This is a genomic window from Psychromicrobium ferritrahens (genome assembly GCF_043789415.1).
GTDB lineage: Bacteria > Actinomycetota > Actinomycetes > Actinomycetales > Micrococcaceae > Renibacterium.
Window position 1 is genome coordinate 1200575 of the sequence record NZ_JBDLLW010000001.1, and the last position, 15444, is coordinate 1216018.

At 59.6% G+C, this 15444-nt stretch carries 16 protein-coding genes and 1 tRNA gene; 8 read left to right on the plus strand and 9 right to left on the minus strand.

Going from position 1 to position 15444, the window contains the following annotated elements:
• Window positions 1-54: 54 nt before the first annotated feature.
• Genes ABDK06_RS05595 through ABDK06_RS05605 form a run of 3 tightly spaced genes read left to right on the plus strand, consistent with a single transcriptional unit; the run spans window position 55 to window position 2545 of the window.
• The gene (locus ABDK06_RS05595; protein WP_394939752.1) at window positions 55-726 is read left to right on the plus strand and encodes a TetR/AcrR family transcriptional regulator; all 672 of its coding nucleotides are present in this window, start codon (window positions 55-57) and stop codon (window positions 724-726) included.
• Window positions 723-1724 carry an ABC transporter ATP-binding protein gene (locus tag ABDK06_RS05600; protein WP_394939754.1) on the plus strand — a complete coding sequence of 334 codons (1002 nt, stop codon included), beginning with the start codon at window positions 723-725 and terminating at the stop codon, window positions 1722-1724. Before ABDK06_RS05595 ends, ABDK06_RS05600 begins: the two co-directional genes overlap by 4 nt.
• Window positions 1721-2545 carry an ABC transporter permease subunit gene (locus ABDK06_RS05605; protein ID WP_394939756.1) on the plus strand — a complete coding sequence of 275 codons (825 nt, stop codon included), beginning with the start codon at window positions 1721-1723 and terminating at the stop codon, window positions 2543-2545. The genes ABDK06_RS05600 and ABDK06_RS05605 overlap by 4 nt, the downstream gene beginning before the upstream one ends.
• Window positions 2546-2575: 30 nt before the next feature.
• Here ABDK06_RS05605 and ABDK06_RS05610 read toward each other — a convergent pair whose 3' ends face one another.
• Both ABDK06_RS05610 and ABDK06_RS05615 read right to left on the minus strand, forming a co-directional pair.
• The gene (locus ABDK06_RS05610; RefSeq protein WP_394939758.1) at window positions 2576-3733 is read right to left on the minus strand and encodes an MFS transporter; all 1158 of its coding nucleotides are present in this window, start codon (window positions 3731-3733) and stop codon (window positions 2576-2578) included.
• A gap of 70 nt (window positions 3734-3803) precedes the next feature.
• Entirely contained in the window at window positions 3804-4250 is a 447-nt protein-coding gene (locus ABDK06_RS05615) for a MarR family winged helix-turn-helix transcriptional regulator (RefSeq protein WP_394939760.1), read from the minus strand.
• Between the two features lie 248 nt (window positions 4251-4498).
• Between ABDK06_RS05615 and ABDK06_RS05620 the strand changes: the two genes are divergently transcribed.
• Window positions 4499-5185, plus strand: coding sequence for a potassium channel family protein (locus ABDK06_RS05620; protein ID WP_394939762.1), 687 nt, complete (start codon window positions 4499-4501; stop codon window positions 5183-5185).
• A 105-nt stretch (window positions 5186-5290) separates the two neighbouring features.
• Here ABDK06_RS05620 and ABDK06_RS05625 read toward each other — a convergent pair.
• Together ABDK06_RS05625 and ABDK06_RS05630 are read right to left on the minus strand one after the other, a co-directional pair.
• A tRNA-Tyr gene (locus tag ABDK06_RS05625) sits at window positions 5291-5372 on the minus strand.
• An 87-nt stretch (window positions 5373-5459) separates the two neighbouring features.
• A complete protein-coding gene (locus ABDK06_RS05630; RefSeq protein WP_394939764.1) occupies window positions 5460-5696 on the minus strand; it encodes a hypothetical protein in 237 nt (78 codons plus the stop codon).
• A 235-nt stretch (window positions 5697-5931) separates the two neighbouring features.
• Between ABDK06_RS05630 and ABDK06_RS05635 the strand changes: the two genes are divergently transcribed.
• Together ABDK06_RS05635 and ABDK06_RS05640 are read left to right on the plus strand one after the other, a co-directional pair.
• A complete protein-coding gene (locus ABDK06_RS05635; RefSeq protein WP_394939766.1) occupies window positions 5932-6420 on the plus strand; it encodes a YajQ family cyclic di-GMP-binding protein in 489 nt (162 codons plus the stop codon).
• 101 nt (window positions 6421-6521) lie between these two features.
• Entirely contained in the window at window positions 6522-7289 is a 768-nt protein-coding gene (locus ABDK06_RS05640) for a VOC family protein (protein ID WP_394939768.1), read from the plus strand.
• Window positions 7290-7451: 162 nt separating this feature from the next.
• Here the strand turns inward: ABDK06_RS05640 and ABDK06_RS05645 are convergent, their stop codons facing one another.
• The 4 genes from ABDK06_RS05645 to ABDK06_RS05660 all read right to left on the minus strand — a co-directional run bounded on the left by ABDK06_RS05645 (window position 7452) and on the right by ABDK06_RS05660 (window position 11370).
• A complete protein-coding gene (locus tag ABDK06_RS05645) occupies window positions 7452-8111 on the minus strand; it encodes a response regulator (protein ID WP_394939770.1) in 660 nt (219 codons plus the stop codon).
• Window positions 8108-9322 carry a sensor histidine kinase gene (locus tag ABDK06_RS05650; RefSeq protein WP_394939772.1) on the minus strand — a complete coding sequence of 405 codons (1215 nt, stop codon included), beginning with the start codon at window positions 9320-9322 and terminating at the stop codon, window positions 8108-8110. The genes ABDK06_RS05645 and ABDK06_RS05650 overlap by 4 nt, the downstream gene beginning before the upstream one ends.
• A gap of 70 nt (window positions 9323-9392) precedes the next feature.
• Window positions 9393-10079, minus strand: a complete 687-nt coding sequence (locus ABDK06_RS05655; RefSeq protein WP_394939774.1) for a histidine phosphatase family protein — start codon at window positions 10077-10079, stop codon at window positions 9393-9395.
• A 16-nt stretch (window positions 10080-10095) separates the two neighbouring features.
• Window positions 10096-11370, minus strand: a complete 1275-nt coding sequence (locus ABDK06_RS05660) for an MFS transporter (protein ID WP_394939776.1) — start codon at window positions 11368-11370, stop codon at window positions 10096-10098.
• A gap of 362 nt (window positions 11371-11732) precedes the next feature.
• Between ABDK06_RS05660 and ABDK06_RS05665 the strand changes: the two genes are divergently transcribed.
• A complete protein-coding gene (locus tag ABDK06_RS05665; RefSeq protein ID WP_394939778.1) occupies window positions 11733-12254 on the plus strand; it encodes a Fur family transcriptional regulator in 522 nt (173 codons plus the stop codon).
• The gene (locus ABDK06_RS05670) at window positions 12251-13771 is read left to right on the plus strand and encodes a catalase (protein ID WP_394939780.1); all 1521 of its coding nucleotides are present in this window, start codon (window positions 12251-12253) and stop codon (window positions 13769-13771) included. The genes ABDK06_RS05665 and ABDK06_RS05670 overlap by 4 nt, the downstream gene beginning before the upstream one ends.
• Before the next feature lie 424 nt (window positions 13772-14195).
• On the opposite strand, the gene ABDK06_RS05675 is transcribed toward ABDK06_RS05670, so the two are convergent.
• Complete coding sequence (locus tag ABDK06_RS05675; RefSeq protein ID WP_394939782.1) at window positions 14196-15380, minus strand: serine hydrolase domain-containing protein; 1185 nt, start codon at window positions 15378-15380, stop codon at window positions 14196-14198.
• Window positions 15381-15444: the final 64 nt, after the last annotated feature.

Genomic DNA, 15444 nt, shown 5'->3' on the forward strand with positions numbered 1-15444 from the left:
CGTGCTCGGCAGCGCCACTTGCCAAGGATTGAACAAGTGTTTAGCATATTGAACGTGAGTTCAATCAAGGATGTCGGGCCGCCGCACGAGGACCTAAGCACCCCGGCCAAAATCCGGGATGCCGCCGTCCGATGCTTTGCCGATTCCGGCTTCCAGAAGACCAGCGTTCGCAGCATTGCGAGCGCAGCAGGAGTCAGCCCGGGGTTGATCATCCATCACTTCGGCAGTAAAGACGGCCTCCGTGAAGCATGCGACGAGTTCATCCTCAACAAGGTACTGACGAAGGCGAACGAAGAGTCGAGCTTGCAGGGTTTTCAATCAGTGCTGCAAAATCACCTGAACAACCCAGGCGAATTCGATCTCGAAGTCAGCTATCTGCGACGCGCGGTTTCTGAGGACTCTCCGATGGGGCACAAGGTCATCACTCTGGTGATCGACGAAACCGAGGCGGTGATCCGCGCAGGCATCGCGGACGGGACGATGAACCCCTCCTCGGATGCTCGGGCATTGGCGGTGTTCGTGGCGATGACCAGCCTGGCGATGCTCACCATGTCGGAGCAGATCAACGAAGCACTGGACGCACCGGGGTTCAACCAGGCGATGACGAATCGAATAGCAATCCCGGCGCTGGAACTCTTCACCCACGGACTCTACGTCGACGACAGCTACTTAAAAGCCGCTCAAGAAGTCCTCTCCTCCACCTCTAAAGAAAGTAACAGGCCATGAGCCATCTCTCCTCCGCCGAAACAGCGCTCAATGAAAGGGCGCTCAACGAAACGGCTGAGCCCGCCAACAGCGCTGATTACGCCATTCAAGCCCATCAGATCACCAAGAAATACGGCTCGCGGCTGGCTTTGAACGGTGTCAGCTTCACGATGCCGAAAGGTACCGTTTTCGGCGTCATCGGACCCAACGGGGCAGGCAAGACCACCACGATGCGAACCTTATTGGACATCGTCCGGCCCACCTCGGGCCAGGCCACTGTACTCGGCGTCGACCCGCGCCAGGCCGGGCCCGAGCTGCGTCGCAGAATAGGTTTCCTGCCGGGCGAGCTCATTCTCGATGGCCGCAGCACGGGCCGCAAGCTGCTGCAACACTACGCCGATATCTCCGGGCCAGTATCCAAGGGCTACTTGGAGGAACTCGCCGAACGACTCGGTCTGGATCTCAGCCGCCCGGTGCGCAAGCTCTCCAAGGGCAATAAGCAAAAGCTGGGCATTGTGCAAGCCTTTATGCATAAGCCGGACCTGCTGGTGCTCGACGAACCAACCAGTGGCCTGGACCCGCTGATGCAGCAGGTCTTTTTGGAGCTGGTGGCTGAAGCACGGCAAGCCGGGCAGAGCGTTTTCCTCTCCTCCCATGTGATCAGTGAGATCCAGCAGGCTGCCGATGAGGTGGCGATTCTGCGGGACGGCAAGATCGTCACCATTTCCAGCGTGGAAGAGCTCCGGGCTTCGGCGATCAGGCATCTGAAACTGGTCACCACGGGCATCTCATCCGATGAGTTACGACAACGGTTGGAGGCCCTTGAGGGGGTCGGCAATATCAGCGTGCACTCCAACGCCAACGACGTCGAGGCCAAAGCCACCCTGATCGGCGCCGTTCAACCGGTGATTCAGGCGATCTCCACTTTGCCTTTGCGTGACCTGGTTCTTGAAGAGCCGGATCTTGAAGAATCCGTGCTCAAGCTCTATTCCTCAGATTCGAAAGAGACAGTACGATGACCAGCACAACGGTTGAATTACGACGCGTCCCGCTACCACTTTTCAGCAAGGCTCTCACCGATTCCTGGCGCTCCTTAATCGGCTGGATGATCGGGCTGGCAGCAGTTATCTCGCTGTATTTACCGCTCTATCCCTCCATTGGCGGCAATGCCCAGATGAAAGGCTTGATCTCATCGCTGCCGCCTGAACTCACCAAAGCCATCGGCTATGACGATATTGCCTCTGGCGCAGGCTATGTGCAGGCCACGATCTTTGGTCTGCTCGGCTTCCTGCTGGTATCAATTGCGGCAATAAGTTGGGGAGCTGCCGCCATCGGCGGAGATGAAGAAGCCGGCCAGCTTGAACTCACCTTGGCGCACGGCGTCACTAGAATGCAGATCGTGCTGGAACGCTATGCCGCGATGGCGCTGCGCATTGTGATCCTAGGCGCCTGGGTCTTCGCCCTGATTGCGCTGTTCAATGGGCCGGCAGAAACCACCTTGGACGTGGCCAAGCTCGCGGGTAGCAGTGCGCTTTTCACCGGCCTGGGCCTACTCACCGGTTCGGCAGCGCTGATGGCTGGGGCGATCAGCGGCAGACGAATCTGGGGCATCGGAGTGGGCGCCTTCGTCCCCGTGATTGGCTATGTTTTCAACGCCGTCGGCAATCAGTCGAAGGACTTGGAGTGGTTGCACGCGCTCTCACCCATCAGCTGGGCTTACGCCGACAAACCGTTGATCAACGGTGCCAATGGTTGGGCACTGCTGGCCTTGTACGGCATCTCACTGGTGATGGCGGCCGTGTCAGTGATGGCGCTACGGCGCCGCGACGTCGGAGTCTAAGACCTCGACTCCGCAGCCCTCCGGTGACGGCTAGTGATCGCTGGCCGCCACCGCGAGGTGCTTGCGACCGAGTAGCACGACGACGATGCCGATCACGATGGCGAGGGCAGCGGCAAAGAAGGGAACCTGCTCGCCGAAGTGCTCCCCCAGCTGCGCAGCGATGAAAGGCGCGAGTGCCCCGCCCAGCCAGCGGACGAAGTTGTACCCGGCACTGGCCACCGGTCGCGGAGCGTCTGAGACGCCCATTGCCAATTCGGTGAAGAGCGTGTTGTTGATGCCCAGCAGCGCACCCGAGATGACGACGAGAGTGACCACCAGGGGTATCGAGTGGCCAGCGGCGAAGCCCAAGCCGAGCAACACTAACCCGAGCGCAATCAAGGTGGCGACAATAACCCGAGTGGTGCCGAACATCCTTTGCAGCACGGGGGCGACGAACACCGAGGTGATGGCTAAGCAGACACCCCAGCCGAAGAAGACCGTGCCAATACCGTAGGCATCCATACCGAGAACGAAAGGTGTGAAGGCCAGAATGGTGAAGAACCCAAAATTGTAGAACAGCGCGCTGCCCGCGGTGAACCGCAGACCCTTATGCCCCAATGCCAGTAGCGGATCCCGCAGCCGGGTTTTCACCGCGGGCGGAGTCATTTTGGGCAGCAGCGCCATACAGGCAATAAAGGCAATCGCCATGGCGGTGGCCGTTCCGAAGAACGGCGCCCGCCACTGCCAGCCGCCCAGCAAGGCACCCAGCAACGGCCCGAGAGAGATGCCCAGGCCCAGAGCTGCTTCATAGAGAATGATCGCGGTAGCTGTCCCGCCGCTGGCGACGCCCACGATAACGGCGAGCGCGGTGGCAACGAATAAGGCATTGCCCAGACCCCAGCCGGCCCGGAAACCCACCAACTGGCCGACGCTGCCGGAGAAACCGGAGAGGGTGGCGAAGACGACGATCAGAACCAGGCCGATCAGCAGGGTTTTCTTGCCGCCGATGCGAGACGAGACCCAACCGGTGAACAGCATCGCAACGGCGGTGACCAAGAAGTAGCTGGTGAAGAGTAACGACACCTCCGAAGGACTCGCTTGCAGATTCTTGGCGATGGCCGGCAGGATCGGATCGACCAGTCCGATGCCCATAAAGGCGAAAACAGCCGCAATGGCAGTGGCCCACACCGCAATCGGTTGCTTGAGCATTGAGACTTTCTCTTCGTGGAGGATTTCTTCAACGGATTCCACACTCTGATGAGTTGACACTGGTATTTCCCTAGTTTCCCTGAGTAAATGTGCTGTTGAGTTGGGCGATGACCGGAATGGCTGCACGGAGGCATTCTTGCTGTGCAGGACTCAGCCGGGCGAGAAGCTCTGCCATCAGTTCGTTACGGCGCGTATTGCTTTGCGTGACGATCTCACGGCCAGACTCACTCAAACGGATGACGACGGCTCTTGAATCCTCCGGGTCGGTGCTCCGTTCCAGATAGCCGAATGTTTCAAGCCGTTTGATCGCCTCGGTAGCGCTGGGAACCTTCATGCCCAAGTTGGCGGCGATCGCGCTGACCCGCAGGCCGTCGTCGGCAACCATATTCAAGAGACTGAGTTGCGCCGCGGAAAGCTCGGCTTCGACATCGAGCTGGCGGACGAAGTACACGCTCTGGCGCAGAGAGTCCCGATAGTCCGCAGCGAGTTGAAGCAGCTCAGTGTCTTTTCCGTTCATACTTAGGTAGCCTAACAGTTAGGGTGCCTAAGTACAAATTGAAGCACTCATCGTAGGATCAGTTCTCGCCATCCTTATGGGAGCTAGCTCCCACGTTCAATCTGGCTCCTGAGGTGAAGGCCACCCAATCAAAGTCGGAGTGAGTAACCTAACTTCTGCAATCCTCGAATTCGGCAATCTCTAGAGACAGTTAACTTATTCTTGGGGACATGACTCAAGACCAATGGAGTAGGCACTCACAATGGCCAATGCTTACTGCTGCGCTACTTTTCCTCGTGGCATATTCCATCCAAGTCATTGCCAACCTTCAACCAGATCAAGCAATCGCAATAGAAATCATTATCGCAATCACTTGGGTGGCCTTCGCCGTCGACTACATCGTAGCCCTCTGGCTAGCACCTAGGAGGGGGCGTTGGTTCCTCAGAAATCTTCACGAACTAGTTATTTTGATCTTGCCCGCTCTTCGCCCGTTGAGATTGCTACGCCTACTTACCCTCATACGAATCCTTCAAAGATCGGGAGGAAATGCTCTTCGTGGTCGAGTCGTCAGCTACGTTCTCGTATCAGCTACGCTCCTTATTTACGCCGGAGCATTAGCTGTACTCGATTCAGAAGAAAATACCCCTGGTTCTAATATCACGAATATCTGGGATGCTCTTTGGTGGGCAGTAACCACAATAACCACCGTCGGTTACGGAGATCATTATCCGATTACCGCTATCGGGCGATTGGTTGCTGTGGGACTGATGATTGGCGGCATCGCAGTTCTTGGTGTTGTCACTGCTTCCTTCGCTTCTTGGCTTGTCGAGCAGGTCGCCGTGGAGACCGAAGCCGAGGCAGCGGCCGCGGAGGAACCTCTTAGGGAACAAGTCGCCTTATTGGGACAGCAGATCGAACTGCTCAGAAAAGAATTAGAAAAGCCCAAAAATCCCTGATTGATTTTGTCCTGCCAACGGATGTCACACGATCAATGCTTTGACCAACCCAACGCAAAAGGTCCTCATCTCCTTGAAACAGGAGATGAGGACCTTCGTACTCGGTGGCAGATGAGGGATTCGAACCCCCGTAGGCGTTGCCAGCTGATTTACAGTCAGCCCCCTTTGGCCGCTCGGGTAATCTGCCATGAGTGACTCCCCAGTGGGAGCAAGACAACTTTACAGAACAACTGGCTAAGAATCGAATCGCCACCGATTTTGCCGGAAAACCGGCCTAGGTATCGGCGTCATTGATCTGTCGAAGGATCCGTTCTTCAAACCTCTTGGCCTGTTCCGGGGTCAGCTGCCGCAGCGCAATCGCCCGGGCCAGATCTTGATGCACACCAGCTATCCGTGTCGTTGGGCTGGGGGTTGGGGCAAAAGCCGTCATCGCAGCGACGGTGGCAGCTGCGATCATGGTTCCAGCCGCAGCTTTAGCACCTCGGACAACATATCGGCGAGCTTTCGACACCGTCCCACTCCTTTCCCTTCGTTGATAAGTACTACTCTTGCGGATCGAGTTTTGTTCCGACTTCGGAAAACCTAGATAACTGCTTTGAGTGCCTCAGCAGCCGGTGATCAGTCAGCGGCCGGATGGTTCGTGACAATCGCCGCGCGCAACCTCCCCCATCGGGAGAACGGGAGCAGAGTCCAAGAGGGGGTTATAAGCTGGTAACCAAGCAATTCGTCATCAAATAGGAGGAATCATGGCGAGCGATTCAACATTCGACGTGGTCAGCAAGGTCGACAAACAAGAAGTTGCCAACGCCCTGAACCAGGCTCAGAAGGAAATCGCCCAGCGCTACGACTTCAAAGGCGTGGGCGCAGAAATTGATTTCAGCGGCGAAAAGATCCTGCTCAAGGCGAATTCCGATGAGCGAGTCAAGGCAGTACTGGATGTCTTCGAAAGCAAGCTCATCAAACGCGGCATCTCGCTCAAATCCCTCGATGCCGGTGAGCCCTACCCCTCCGGTAAGGAATACCGGCTGGAGGCCTCGATCAAGGAGGGCATCGCTCAGGACGTCGCCAAGAAGATCAGCAAGCTGATCCGCGACGAGGGCCCCAAGAGCGTCAAAGCGCAGATCCAGGGCGACGAGCTACGGGTCAGTTCAAAGTCACGCGACGATCTGCAAGCCACCATGACTCTCCTGAAAGGTTTTGAGGACGCAGATCTGCAGTTCGTGAATCTGCGCTGAGCCTTCTCACAGCTAGCTCCCGGGGTGAGGCATTGAAAGTGTCGGAGCCCCGTCATAGGCTCAAAGTGAGATGACATCTGTCGTCAGGAACTGGAGCGAATATGTCTGAGTCTGAAATTCCGGTCGGAGCGCCGTGCTGGATCGATCTGATGACCTCCGATCTGGAGAAGTCCAAAGCCTTCTACACAGCTCTTTTCGGCTGGAGCTATGAGACCGGTGACCAGGAGAAGTACGGCGGCTACGTGACGGCGTCCAAGGACGGCAAGATGGTGGCCGGACTGATGCACAACGAACCTGGCTCAGGCTATCCCGACGTGTGGACCACTTACCTGCGCACCAATGACATCAACAAAACCGTGGAATTGGCGACGACGAACGGCGGGCAGGTCCATCTGCCTCCGATGGATGTTCCCGAGCAAGGGAGAATGGGCATGCTCGGCGACCCTTCAGGCGCTGCCGTCGGCCTCTGGGAGTTCGGCGGGCACACCGGCTTCCAGCTGCAGGCAGCCATCGGAGCACCCGCCTGGTTCGAACTGCACACTAAGAACTACCCGGCTGCGCTGAAGTTCTATCAGGACGTCTTCGGCTGGCAGACCAGCGTGATGTCGGATTCCGAGGAATTCCGCTACAGCACCCTCGGCACGGGTGAAGAAGCCCGCGCGGGCTTGATGGACTCTGCCGCTTTCCTGCCCGAGGGGGCTCCTTCCAATTGGCAGATCTACTTCGACGTCGAAAACGTGGACGAGACGATCGCCAAGGCCCTGGAACTCGGTGCTCAGGTGATCCAAGAAGTTGAAGACTCGCCCTTTGGGCGATTGGCCGCACTCACCGACCCCACTGGAGCGGCTTTCAAGCTGATCGAAGATTAGAGCCGGAGCAAAGCGGCGGCTTCTCATTCAACGGCCTTTCCTTCAGAAAGGTCCGTCGGAGAAGCCGCCTCTTTTCGTTGATTGAATCGAAATGGCTTAGCGCCCGGGCTGTCCTTCGCACCGGAGCTACTCCGGCTGTTGGTTGACCGGCTCGTTGCCAGTTCAACCCGCTGGTTCCACCAGTCCGGTGTCATAGGCCAGCACCACAGCCTGCACCCGGTCTCGCAGATCCAGTTTGGTGAGCACTTTGGAGACATGGGTTTTCACGGTCTGCTCGGCGATAAAGAGCTCTGCCGCAATCTCTTGGTTGGAGAGGCCTTGGCCGACCAGAGTGAGGACCTCTCGTTCCCGATCGGTTAGGTTGTTCAGCCGGGCGGTGTGCCGTGGAGTGCGCGGGCGGCTCCTGGTGAAATTCTCGATCAGCCGTTTCGTGACGCTCGGTGCTAACAGGGCCTCACCCGCAGCCACCACTCGTACCCCGGAAACCAGCTCATCGGCCAGCGCGTCCTTGAGCAGGAAACCGCTGGCTCCGATGGCGAGCGCCTCATAGACATAGTCGTCGATATCGAAGGTGGTCAGCATCAGGACCCGAGTGCCATAGCCCGCCTCAATGATCTTGGCCGCTGCTTCCAGACCGTTCAGCTCCGGCATCCGAACGTCTAGCAGGGCCACATCAGGATGGAGTTTGGCACACATCTCCACGGCTTCCAGGCCGTTCTCGGCCTGCCCCAGCACTTCGATATCCTGCTGGGCGTTCAGCAACGCCGCGAATCCGGCCCTGACCATGGCTTGATCGTCGGCCAGTACCACGGTGATCGTCACGATATTTTCCTTTGTTTTCCATCAGGAGTCCGCCCCGGGCTAAGAGGCAAGCTCGCCTCGACCCGGAAGCCGCCGTCCTCCGATGGCCCATACTCGAGGGTACCGCCAACTGCCTGCGCCCGTTCTCGCATGCCGATCAATCCGTGACCGCCTTTGCTTTCCGGCGAAACCACCGCAGCCGGCCGATTTTCCACCAAAACCAGTACATGCCTCGAATCCTGAGAGATGCGCACCACAGCGCGCGAATTCGGAGCATGCCGCACCACATTGCTGAGCGCTTCCTGGACGATCCGGTACACCGTGAGTCCGAGTACCGGGCCCGGATCGAAGACCGGCGGAGTCGAGATATCAACGGCTATCCCGGCACGCCGAATGGATTCGATGAGGGGTCTCAGATCCCCTGCCCCCGGCTGTGGCAGGGTCTCCTTATCCGACCCTTCCGCACGAAGCACCCCGAGGATATGCCGCATCTCGGTCATCGCGCGGCGTGAATGCTCCGCGATCTCTTCAAACTCCGCAGCGACGTTCTTCTCAAGATTCGGGTACCGGTATCGTGCTGTGGTGGCCTGCACGGTGACCAGGGACATGCCATGGGCCACGACGTCGTGCAATTCTCGGGCGATCCCGGCGCGGTCCTCCACCAGTTGGCGCCTGGCCGCCTCAGCCGCGCTGACATTCCGTTCCACGGTGAGCTGGGTTCGGATGAGCTGCCATTGCCGGACCACGCTGGAGGCGACCACCACCCCGAAACCTATTGAAGCGAAGATCACCACGTTGCCGGTCTCGGTCGGATTGAGATGCATGCTGAAGTGCGAACCACCGACCACCGCTGCCCCGATGCTGCCGAGCCAGCACAGCGCCGAGATATACCAACGCGCACGCAACCCGCAAGCCACTACGACGAGTAATTGGGTCAGCATCCCGACGACGGTGAACGGTCTGGCGGATTCACTCACCGGATCCAGCAGCAGAGCGATCAGCAAGACCGAGATCAAGGAGGCCGGCATGCCGAAGAAAGGGCGGAAGTAGCTCAACAGCAAGCTCCCGGCATGCGCGGCGGCGAGCAGCAGGCCGACGATGAGGTTAATGCCGTAAATCGTAGTATTGAGTGAAGCGGCGATGGCAAGCAGCACCACGGTAGTGGCCAGCAAGACGATCCGGTCCCAGCGGATCTTACGCAAAGATTGCAGCCGCCTGGGCTTCGGAGTCACAGAAGCAGCCAGGGACGCCGTCCGGCGATTATTTCGCCGCCAGCGACTTGTCCGTTTGAAATCCGGACGCTCAGGCTTGCTGGTTTTCAGCGTTCAGACCTTCCACATCGGGTCCGTCGTGATGCGGATCAGCTACTGTGCTGCCACCGGCGGGTTCGCTATTCCAGGAGACTATTTGCCAGGGGCGTTCCGTGCCATCATTGTGGTACTCCAGAACCACCACACCGGTATTGCTCAAATCGTATTTCAGCGGGTCATCCAGCTCGACATTAGCTGCCCGGCAAGCCGCCCAGGTACGAATCATCGCTCCGTGGCTGACTAGGGCTACCGACTGATGGCCGGTTTGCAAAACTTCTTGGACCACCCGGTCGAAGCGCTCCAGCACCTCGGTTCCGCTCTCTGCACCGGGCATCCGAAGCTCACGTTCCCCGATCAGCCAGCTGTAAACCACTTTGAGGTATTTTTGCACCGATGGCAGGTCATCGGCTAGCTCAAGCTCACCGGCAGCGATCTCCCTGGCCTCTTCACGAACCTGCAGCTCCAGGCCACGCTGCTCAACCAGCGGCTGCGCCGTCTGTTGAGCGCGAAGTGCTACCGACGAATAGATGGCATCGATTTGCTCTTCAGCCAAAGCAGGGACCAAAGCCTTAGCTTGGGCCTCCCCTAATTCGGTCAGCGCAGGGCCTGGCAAAGCCGTATCGAGCAATCTGCGAACATTCGAAGGAGTTTGGCCATGGCGGATCAGAATCAGACGCATGTTTCCATTCTGGCACTTATGGTTCGGGGGTCCGGGCATCGTACCGTAAAAACCTCGGCTGGAGCTTCAGCAAGAACCACAGCACCGCGATGCACAGCAGCCCGCCGATCAGCGCGGCAAAGCCCTCGCCGAAGAGATCACCGGAGGTTCCGGCGAGCAGGTCACCGATCCGCGGCCCGCCGGCAACCACCACAATGAAAATGCCCTGAAGCCGGCCACGCATCTGATCGGGGGTCGCCGATTGCAGAATGGTGGAGCGGAACACTCCGCTGATTGAATCAGCGATTCCGGAGATCACCAGCAATACGACGGCGGCAGCAAGCCACGGCGAAACACCTTCCCCTTGATATTTCCCGGCCAGCAGCACCACCGCTCCCAGACCGGCTATCGAGACTCCCCAGATGCTGATGCATACCGCAACAGCAAGACCTTGCCTGTTGACCCGCCCCAGTGGTCCGGAGAACAATGCAGCCAGCAAGGAGCCGATCGCCACGGCAGCCAGCAGCAGCCCGGCGGTGGCATCCCCACCGCCGAGCCAGATTACCCCCAAGGCGGGAAAGAGCGCCCGCGGCATGGCAAAGATCATGGCACAGAGATCCACCAGGAAAGTCATCCTGATATTCGGCCGCTGCGCGAGGAACTGGAAGCCTTCGACGACGGAGCGCAAGCCTGCCTTTCTAATATGCTCGCCCTCCGGAGGCAACGCAGGCAGTTTGAAAAGCGCCCACAGCGCTGCGGTGAAGGTCAGCACATCGATGGAATAGGTCCAGTTGTAACCGACGCTGCCGACCAGGACGCCCGCCAGCATAGGGCCCAGGCTCGCTCCGATGCCGAACACGATCATGTTCAGAGCATTGGCTGCGGGTAACAGTTCCGCCCGTACCAGCCGAGGAATAATCGCGCTTCGGGCCGATTGATTGATGCCCATTGCCGCGCTCTGCAAACCGGCAAGCACATAAAGAATCCAGGGTTGTCCTAGGTTGAACCAGGCTTGAAGCGCGACCGCAATGGTGATGATCCACATCGCCATCGAAGAGAATATTGCCACTTTACGCCGGTCGTAGGCATCGACGACCGACCCACCATAGAGACCCGCGATGATCAGCGGGCCTAGGGAGAAGATGCCAAGCAACCCGACGGCAAAGGTGGATCCCGTCAAGGCATAGGTCTGCAAGCTCAGTGCGGCTAAGGTCAGCTGAGTACCGATGGCGGAGAGTGCAATACCACTCCACATCCGGCGGAATCCCGGGCTCTCCCGCAACGGGGTGAGGTCAGCCAGAATACTTCGCACCGCCTAAGCCTATCGTTCAGGGCCCCGAACCGAGGGACGAGGTTTGGGCAGAACAATAGGCGCTATCCCCCTGACCTCCCAGCCCTCGTGCCTCAAGCTGGGTCCCTCCGTCATGTGGGCCCAGTTCAGGGCCCCGAACCGAGGGACGAGGTTTGGGCAGAACAATAGGCGCTATCCCCCTGACCTCCCAGCCCTCGTGCCTCAGGCAGGGACCCTCGGTCAGGTGGGCCCAGTTCAGGGCCCCGAACCGAGGGACGAGCACTCGCCGCTTCACGGCAGCCAACCGCCGTCACCAGGATTCCCGTAACTGACTTAGGTTTACCTTATTACGAATTACTCGGAATAAGTGTTTGACTAGGAATGTGACCGAGATCGCAACTGCATCCACACCTGGGCTTGGGCAACCAGAGTGGGAATCCAGCCTGCGCCTGGCTGGCCGTCGGGTCACTAAACAGCGACTGACAGTGCTCAGAGCGGCCGATTCGGCTCCGCATTTGGACGCCGAGCATATCTGGCAAACAGCCACCGCGGAACTTCCCGAGCTAACTCTGCAAAGCGTTTACACCATTCTCGCTGACCTCACAGCACTCGGTTTGCTGCGCAAAATAGACCCCACCTCGGGACCCGCTCGCTATGAAACCCGAGTGGGCGATAACCACCATCACGCGATCTGCATTCGCTGCGGCCGCATTGAGGACATCGATTGCGCCGTGGGGCACGCACCCTGCCTCGAGCCCTCGTCGTCCAGCATGCAGATCCTGCACGCCGAAGTCACCTTCTCTGGTATCTGCGCTGATTGCGCCGCACAGGATTCCGCCGTCCCCCATCCAGTCCCCGAAGATTTCACTCCACCGCACAGAAACACAACCCAAGGAGAGTCATGACCAATCCATCAACCAGCTCGACGACTCAGTCCGGCGCGCCGGTCAAGTCCGATGCGCACTCGCAGAGCGTCGGCGCCGATGGCGCCATCGCCCTGACCGACCACTACCTGGTCGAAAAGCTCGCCCAGTTCAACCGTGAGCGGGTTCCGGAGCGCGTAGTGCACGCCAAGGGCGGCGGCGCTTTCGGCACCTTCGTCACCAAAGAAGACGTCTCCAAGTACACCAAGGCGGCGCTCTTCCAGCCCGGAGCCGAAACCGAGATGCTGATCCGCTTCTCCTCGGTGGCCGGAGAGCAGGGCTCCCCCGACACCTGGCGCGATCCCCGCGGCTTCGCGGTGAAGTTCTATACCTCTGAGGGCAACTACGACCTGGTCGGCAACAACACCCCGGTGTTCTTCATCCGCGACGGCATCAAGTTCCCCGACTTCATCCACTCCCAGAAGCGCCTGCCGGGCTCCAACCTGCGCGACGCCGATATGCAGTGGGATTTCTGGACGCTCTCCCCCGAATCCGCACACCAGGTGACCTGGCTGATGGGCGACCGCGGTCTGCCGTCCTCCTGGCGCAAGATGCAGGGCTACGGCTCGCACACCTACCAGTGGATCAATGCCGCGGGCGAACGTTTCTGGGTCAAGTACCACTTCCACTCCAACCAGGGCGTGGAGACCATCTCCAACGAGCAGGCCGCTGAACTGGCCGGTTCCGATGGCGATCACCACATCCGCGACCTCTACGAGGCTATCGACACCGGAGACTTCCCGTCCTGGGAACTGCACGTCCAGGTGATGCCTTATGAGGATGCCAAGGATTACCGTTTCAACCCCTTCGACCTGACCAAGGTCTGGCCGAAGAAGGATTACCCGCTCATCCACGTCGGCACCATGACGCTGAACAAGAACCCGGAGAACTACTTCGCGCAGATCGAGCAGGCCACCTTTGCGCCGTCGAACTTCGTGCCTGGCATCGCCGCATCGCCAGACAAGATGCTGCAGGCTCGAATCTTCTCCTACGCCGACGCGCACCGTTACCGGGTGGGCACCAACCACGCGCAGATCCCGGTGAACGCACCGAAGAACGAGGTGCACAACTACTCGCAGAACGGTGCCGCCCGCTACCACTTCAACTCGGCGGCGACGCCTAACTACGCACCGAATTCCAAGGGTGGCGCGGCCGCTGACGAGTCGAGCTTCCAGCCCGGCGGCTGGGAGAACGACGGCGAGCTGACCATCTCGGCGGCTCGACTGCACGCTGAGGATAGCGACTTCGGCCAGGCCGGCACCCTGTACCGTGAGATCTTCGACGACGGCGCCAAGGCCCGCTTCCTGGAGACCATCACCGGCGCGGTCGGCGGCGTACAGGATGCAGACATCAAGGAGCGAGCCATCCAGTACTGGACCAATGTGGACGCCGAGCTCGGCGCTAAGCTGCGTGCCAACCTCGGCGCGGGCGATCAGGGCTCGGCCGACGGCGCGGTCCGCCAGGAAGGCCTGACCGGCCCGAACGACGGCGGCCAGTAGTCCCCACGTCCTCCCAGACTTCGCAAGCTCAGTCTGGGGCCCTCGGACGCGTGGCCCCACCCACGTCCTCCCACTAACCTGCCAGACTTCGCAAGCTCAGTCTGGGGCCCTCGGACGGGATAGCGCCGAGAAAGCCCGGCCGCGAGGTTGAGACAACAAACGTGGAGGGGTGGTTCCCAGGATTTCCTGGGAACCACCCCTCCACGTTTAATCTGTTCGTCACGTGAGGTGCTTCCTCACCGTGAGGATCATGCGCTCCGGCGTCAATTGTCCCGGTTGGGCCTCTTGACTACCAGAACTTGTCTGCTGGGCCTCACTGAATCAGGCCCCACCGAATCAGTACGTTCAGTGGGGTATAACTACTGGGGCCCACCGATAAGCCCCCTTCGCTGGGCCCCAGTATCCTCCCGATACTCCGCTTTACTTACTGCCCGGCTACGACTGAACGCAAAGCACTGTTGAGCCGAGTCATCCGCTCATCCGGAGTCTGTTCCAAGTGCATGCGCTGCGAAACGTAACCGAAAGCGATGCCCGATTCCGGATCGGCGAAGCCCAAGCGTCCACCCATCCCAGCGTGCCCAAAGGAGCCCTCCCCGAGCATCACCGGATTCGTCGGATCTTCCAGCTGGAATCCGATGCCCCAATGGGGTTGCGGCTGCGGAGTGCCGTCCGGCAGTGCCGGACGCTCGATATCCGCGGTGGCGTAGCGGCGTGCCTGCTCGACCGTTTCGCCGGAGAGCAGCCGGACGCCGTCGACCTCACCGATCGTGGCGGCGTACATCCTGGCCAAGGCCCGACCGTTGTTCACCCCGTTGGCACCGGCTAATTGCGCTTGCCGGTAGACCAGGGTGTTCGCACCGGCTTCGCGGCTATCCGGAGTGAACAGGCTGAGCAATTGCTCGAAGGTCTTCACCCCTGCCGACACGGCCAACGGAAGCTGCGCCAACAGCTCCTCAGGCACCGCAGGCGGCACCTGAGGATTCGCACTGTAGGTGACAGGACGGAATCTCGGTTCTACGGAGTCTGGTTCACCGATCCAGAAGTCCAGGCCGAGCGGTTCGGCGACCTCCGCGGCGAAGAACTCCCCCACCCGTTGCCCGGAAACTCGTTGAATGAGCTCGCCGATCAGGGTGCCGAAAGTTATCGCGTGATAGTTGAAGAAGGAATCCACTGGATAAGCCGGGGCTTGCGCCGCCAGAATGCCTTCCGCCTTCCCCGGGGTGAAGAAGTCCTCAACTGCGCCTTCCAGGTAGGGCAGTGCGGAGCGGTGCTGGGTCACTTGCCGTACGGTGATCTGCTCCTTGCCAGCAGCCGCGAATTCCGGCCAGTAACGTGCCACCGGCGCATCGAGATCAACCAGTCCACGTTCCACGAGTCGAAGCAGCATAATGCTGGCTGCCCCCTTGGTGGTGGAGAATCCGATGGTGACGCTGTCTTTCTCCCAGGGCTTGCCGTCGTGTGGGTCCTCACCGCCCCAGAGATCGAGGACCGCCTGACCGTGCTGATAAACAGCTAGCGAGGCACCGTCCTCTAGTCCATCGGCGAAAAGTGAATCGAACGCTTCCGCGAGAGGTTCGAACCCCTCGGCTACAAATCCCTGACTCGTCACAGCAGTCTGCTCCTGAAAAATCGTGTTTCGGTACATTATTTTGAATATTTCTTGAGAAACCCCG